At 42.1% G+C, this 4,796-nt stretch carries 6 protein-coding genes and 1 tRNA gene; 4 read left to right on the top strand and 3 right to left on the bottom strand.

The genetic code is table 11. The features are described from left to right. Positions 1-8: 8 nt before the first annotated feature. A tRNA-Arg gene (locus D6774_04425) sits at positions 9-82 on the bottom strand. A 159-nt stretch (positions 83-241) separates the two neighbouring features. On the opposite strand from D6774_04425, the gene D6774_04430 reads away from it, so the two are divergent. Together D6774_04430 and D6774_04435 are read left to right on the top strand one after the other, a co-directional pair. After that, positions 242-1,120 carry a GGDEF domain-containing protein gene (locus D6774_04430; GenBank protein ID RME77444.1) on the top strand — a complete coding sequence of 293 codons (879 nt, stop codon included), beginning with the start codon at positions 242-244 and terminating at the stop codon, positions 1,118-1,120. Then, a complete protein-coding gene (locus D6774_04435; protein ID RME77445.1) occupies positions 1,068-1,613 on the top strand; it encodes a hypothetical protein in 546 nt (181 codons plus the stop codon). Before D6774_04430 ends, D6774_04435 begins: the two co-directional genes overlap by 53 nt. A 57-nt stretch (positions 1,614-1,670) precedes the next feature. Here the strand turns inward: D6774_04435 and D6774_04440 are convergent, their stop codons facing one another. After that, positions 1,671-2,303, bottom strand: coding sequence for a hypothetical protein (locus D6774_04440; GenBank protein RME77446.1), 633 nt, complete (start codon positions 2,301-2,303; stop codon positions 1,671-1,673). 52 nt (positions 2,304-2,355) lie between these two features. Between D6774_04440 and D6774_04445 the strand changes: the two genes are divergently transcribed. Then, positions 2,356-2,616, top strand: a complete 261-nt coding sequence (locus D6774_04445; GenBank protein ID RME77447.1) for a glutaredoxin — start codon at positions 2,356-2,358, stop codon at positions 2,614-2,616. A gap of 220 nt (positions 2,617-2,836) precedes the next feature. Here D6774_04445 and D6774_04450 read toward each other — a convergent pair whose 3' ends face one another. Then, positions 2,837-4,588, bottom strand: coding sequence for an ATP-dependent DNA ligase (locus tag D6774_04450; protein ID RME77448.1), 1,752 nt, complete (start codon positions 4,586-4,588; stop codon positions 2,837-2,839). A gap of 68 nt (positions 4,589-4,656) precedes the next feature. Between D6774_04450 and D6774_04455 the strand changes: the two genes are divergently transcribed. Further along, positions 4,657-4,796, top strand: a 140-nt coding sequence (locus tag D6774_04455) for a nitroreductase (protein RME77449.1), incomplete at its 3' end; no start/stop codon positions are given.

The following is a 4,796-nucleotide window of genomic DNA, read 5'->3' on the forward strand; positions in this document are numbered from 1 at the left end:
AAAAAGAACGTCCGGACCGGGATTTGAACCCGGGTCTCGGCCTCCGCAGGGCCGAATTATATCCAAGCTAAACCATCCGGACTTGTGTTTTGAAGCCTTCCACCCATTTATAAATGATTCTACCGTTGATGCAGGTTTTTGGGTTTTTTTATCGCATCCACCACCCCACAACAAAAAAGTAACTACTCCAAAGTAGTTATTTTTAGTAAATTTTATAAAGGAGTAGTACTTTTGAGTAGGTATGAATCGCGAAAAACTCTACACACTCTCAACTGCAGAACTTGTGGACCTCTTTGTGAGCAATCCAGAAGTAAAACAAATCCTGCTCGAAAGACACAACGAGTTAGTGCGAGCTAAGCAAAATCTTGCAAACAGCGCAATCGAGCACTACCAAGCAGAACGAGATCTCTCAAAAGAACTTGCAACACAATTTGACGAGCTTAAAAAACGCGAGCAACAAGCAAAAAGTGACCCCCTCACCAACCTCCCAAACAGACTCTACCTTGAAGAACACTTCCCAGACATCCATCACGCCGCCCGCAGAGAAAACCAACAACTCGCAGTGTACATGCTAGATATTGACTATTTCAAGAAGATCAACGACACCTATGGACACAAAGCAGGAGATCTTGTACTCAAAAGCCTTGCAGACATCCTTAAAACCACATCGAGAGAAACAGATATTGTTTCCAGATTGGGTGGAGAAGAATTTTGCATCGTATCTCGCTGCGATACTCGTGACGACCCCTGCATTCAAGGTGAGCGCATACGCAAAGCCATTGATGATTTGGTAGTAGAATATACTACAACTGAAGGCGATGTTGAAGCGATAAGCCCCACCATCAGCATAGGCTGCGCGACAGGAAATAATTTTTCACACGAAAACCCTCTTGTTACCCTTGCGGAACTCCAGGAACACGCAGATATTGCTCTCTACGCCGCAAAGAAGAGTGGAAGAAACAGAGTAGTTCGTTATGAACCCATTCTTGGCGATTCCCACCCCAACAACACCTATGAAATGTCACTTCCCAGTAAAGAATATAAAGGAGATCCTCTTTCACCCCCTCATGGCAGGAGTGACCTCACAACAGGTACGAAACTACGAGCAGGGTTTGAATAAAACCGTGCTTTGCGCGCTCATTCTTGCGGACTCCTCGCTGAAAAACGGTGGTGCGCTTTTTGTTGCAGATGCTGCAGGTTTTGATGAAATCTACGACCATTCGCGCGATTTTGCACTCTATCTAGATGAGCGTTACCGCGAAATTTTTACAACGTATGTTGACCAAGATGATCTTTATTTCGCACGTAAACTCTTAGTAGATTCCAATAACGAGCAGGATCGCGAAGAGTGTGCCAACGGTGTTGGCAAATACTACTGCAGATACTTAGGAGTTGCGCAAAGACAAGAGGTATTACCCCAGCTTCTAGAATCACTTAACACCCTTGCGGTTGATAAACAGAACTCGCCACAATCAGTATTATCTCCCGCGCGTGCTCGATGGAGAATGACTTGGTCACCCTATGATCCAAGCCACATCCACAAGCGAGTAGCAGAACTTGAAGATCAACTAAGTAAAGCGTCACAAACAAAAGAGCACATCCTACAAGTATAAGTTCTTTCCTCTCCTCCCCAACTGCACAATAAAGCGACTTGCATTCTTGTAACAACACTATGCAAAGGCAAGTGTTGAAGGACCTCTTCGTCCCACACTAGGACCGTCTCGAACCTTGAAACCCGCAGCACGAAGATTCGCACGCACTTGAGACGCGCAACTATACGTTGCAAGAATCGCAGTAGGTTTCATAACCTTACGAATATCTGAGAAAAACTCCTGAGTCCACATGTGAGGAGCTTTTTTAGGAGAGAACGGATCAAAAAACACAACATCAAATGTCTCCCCTTTCTTGATGAGATTTTTTACTTCTTCTCGGGCATCACCAATTATTAGCTCAATTAAGCGTTCGTTATCTTCGTAAGAGCCAAATCTTGCCACTTCTTGTATATACTCCCATGAAAGAAAAGGTGCTTTTATGTTCCCTATCTCTTCAATAATGCGAGGGTCTGCTTCAAGACCGACAATACTGATATGTTCACCCTTGAACTGGTCAAGAGCGGCGGCGCTATTGTACCCCAATCCGAAACACACGTCAAGAATCTTCACCTTGTTGAACCTATCAATCATTGTTGGCTTGGCATATTTTTCAAATGCTTCTTCACGAGCACCTGTCTTTGAGTGGTAGTACTCACCCACCTCCTCATTGATGTAGGTAAGAGATCCGTCCGCGGTTTCGTATTGCTCCATTACTTCCTGAAGAGACGGAATATTTATATAAACTTACTTGAAATGTCCGTGTATGATTAAAATATATGTTAAAGAGGGTTGCCCCTTTTGTGAACGAGTGCAACGAGCGGTTGAAGAACTCGGAATCAGTGTGGAATTCATTGATGCTCCGCGAGGTTCAAAGAATCGCGAAGAAATGGTGGCAATCGGGGGAAAAGAACAAGTTCCTTTCCTCGTGGATGGAGATGTACATATGTATGAAAGTGAGGACATCATCAACTACCTTAAAGAAAAATTCGGAGGAATGAAAGAAGATGAGATGTCCAGATTGTAGCTCATTAGATATTGAAATTGTAGACTATCATAATCGCAGGTGCATTGTTTGCTCAAATTGTGGCTTTGATGAAAGAGCTGAGATGGACACGATGCACATTGAATCAGGCGAAGCTAAAGAAGAAGCACACCCTGATAGGCATAAAAAACAATAAAAAATAACACCTCAGTTTTGGACGCCTTACAAAGCATTTTTTTGTGTTGCTTAACGCTTTGATCAGCTATCCTCTCCCTCTTTGTTGTTCGTAAAGTTGTTCTACTAAGTCAAGATCGGAGATTTCTTCAACACTTTTATCTTCTCTTAAACGTTCAAATCGAGGGAATCTAAGAGCATAACCACTCTCATACGTGGGAGATCTTTGGATCTCCTCATATTTAATTTCAACAACCACTTTTGGTTTTACCACCACTTCTTTTCCTCTCTCTTCTATGATGAGCGGTTTGAGTAGTTGGGTTAGTTGCTCAAAAGTCACATCCCCTGCTTGCGTTGGTTTTTCTTTGATTCCAGTTCCAAACTTTCCTATGGTTAAGAATTCTCCAGTGTCAGGATCAAGACAAGCAAGGGTGAATGAGGTAAGCCAACCGGACCTCTTACCCTCTCCCCACTCAGCACCGATAATGACAAGGTCAAGTGTTTCCATAACCGGTTTTACTTTGACACCAAACCCTACTCGTGACCCCGGCTTATAGATTCCGGTTAGGTTTTTAGCCATTACGCCTTCTTCTCCTGCGCGCAAAGCCCTCTCATAGAACTCTTGAGCTTCTTTAAGAGAATCCGTTATGAGTATCTCTGAGGGTCTGATTTTAAACGGTTGTGCGACTATAGCTTCTTCAAGTATTCTTCGTCTCTTCTTGAAGGGTTCATTAAGAAGACTTTTGTTATCAAAGAAAATAACATCAAAGACGTTTACTTCAACAGGGAATTGTTCCACCATTCTTGTTATATCATATTTCCTTTTAATACGTTGAGAGATTGCTTGGAATGGAAGATACTTTTTAGAACGAGGGTCAAAACCAACCACTTCTGCGTCGAAGATGAAAGTAGTTCCTTTAATGAATTTCTTCGCATACTCAACAACATCAGGAAACTGTGCAGTTACATCATCAAGACGTCGAGTGAAGAGAGAAATGCGTTCTTTGTACTTGTGAATTTGAATACGAAAACCGTCATATTTGAATTCAAGTGCACAAGGAGTTCCAACGCGTTCAAATGCGTTTTTAATATCAATTGCTTTTTGGTAGAGCATAACTTTAATAGGTCTTCCAGGAACCACTTGTGCCTTGTCAAGCTCTCCTTTTTTTGCTAAACGAATAACTTGAGAAAAATCATTAAGAATATCATAAGCTTGTTGAACTTGTTCTATTGCTTTTTGATATGCTTCCCTATCCGCGGGGCGTATTTCTTGCGTTTCTTCATCAAAGTTTGGATCATACACAAAAGCCCACGTAATAGCGTCGCGTAACGTTCCCTCCCCAATTCCTAAGCGTAAGTCCTCCAACACTGTGCGCACAATATAGCGTACTTGATCCGCTTTTGCGTTGAGAAAGAGGTCTGCCATAATCTTTACTTTTCTGTCAACAGATCCCTTACCTTCTTCCTCTGAAAGCTTACGAACATTTTTGAACACATCCTCCACTGTAAGTTCTTTTTGAAAAAGTGTTCTCTGCCTATTATTTTCAAGAAGTTCTTGTGCAGTTTTTCCTAGATCGCCCGTTTCCTTCCAACTATTCTCCACCTTTGTTGAGGACACTCCTGCTGCTAAACTAATTGCCTTTACTACTAATTTCGTGGAAACACCCAAATTAGTTTCTTCCGAGCTAGGAAAGAGTTTTCCTTGAATGAGAAGTACAAGCATTTCTAGATCTGTATCAGGTGCTTTTTTGAGAAACTCAGATATGTAGCGTGTTTTTTGTAATCGTTTCGTGGTTGATTCTATGCGTTGATATAGCTCCACGAGTTCTGCATATTTCATAAGTAAACTTAAGCGTACTGCGTATTTATAAGTTACCTTTTTAAATAACAGGATGCTTTGTTACAACTATGGAAACATGGGATGCTATTCGTTCTCGCAGGTCTTGTCGTAAGTTTAAACAACAACCTGTGGAGTGGGACAAGATAGGCATGCTTCTTGAAGCTGCACGAGAAGCACCAAGTGCGGGAAATTTACAGACGTGGAGATT

Source organism: Candidatus Woesearchaeota archaeon, from assembly GCA_003695435.1.
Taxonomy (GTDB): Archaea; Nanobdellota; Nanobdellia; order Woesearchaeales; family UBA11576; genus J101.

Excerpts from the sequence above, each read along its gene's own strand:
- D6774_04430 (RME77444.1), top strand. The coding sequence starts at position 242 with ATGAATCGCGAAAAACTCTACACACTCTCAACTGCAGAACTTGTGGAC.
- D6774_04440 (RME77446.1), bottom strand. The coding sequence starts at position 2,303 with ATGGAGCAATACGAAACCGCGGACGGATCTCTTACCTACATCAATGAG.
- D6774_04435 (RME77445.1), top strand. The coding sequence starts at position 1,068 with ATGGCAGGAGTGACCTCACAACAGGTACGAAACTACGAGCAGGGTTTG.
- D6774_04445 (RME77447.1), top strand. The coding sequence starts at position 2,356 with ATGATTAAAATATATGTTAAAGAGGGTTGCCCCTTTTGTGAACGAGTG.
- D6774_04450 (RME77448.1), bottom strand. The coding sequence starts at position 4,588 with ATGAAATATGCAGAACTCGTGGAGCTATATCAACGCATAGAATCAACC.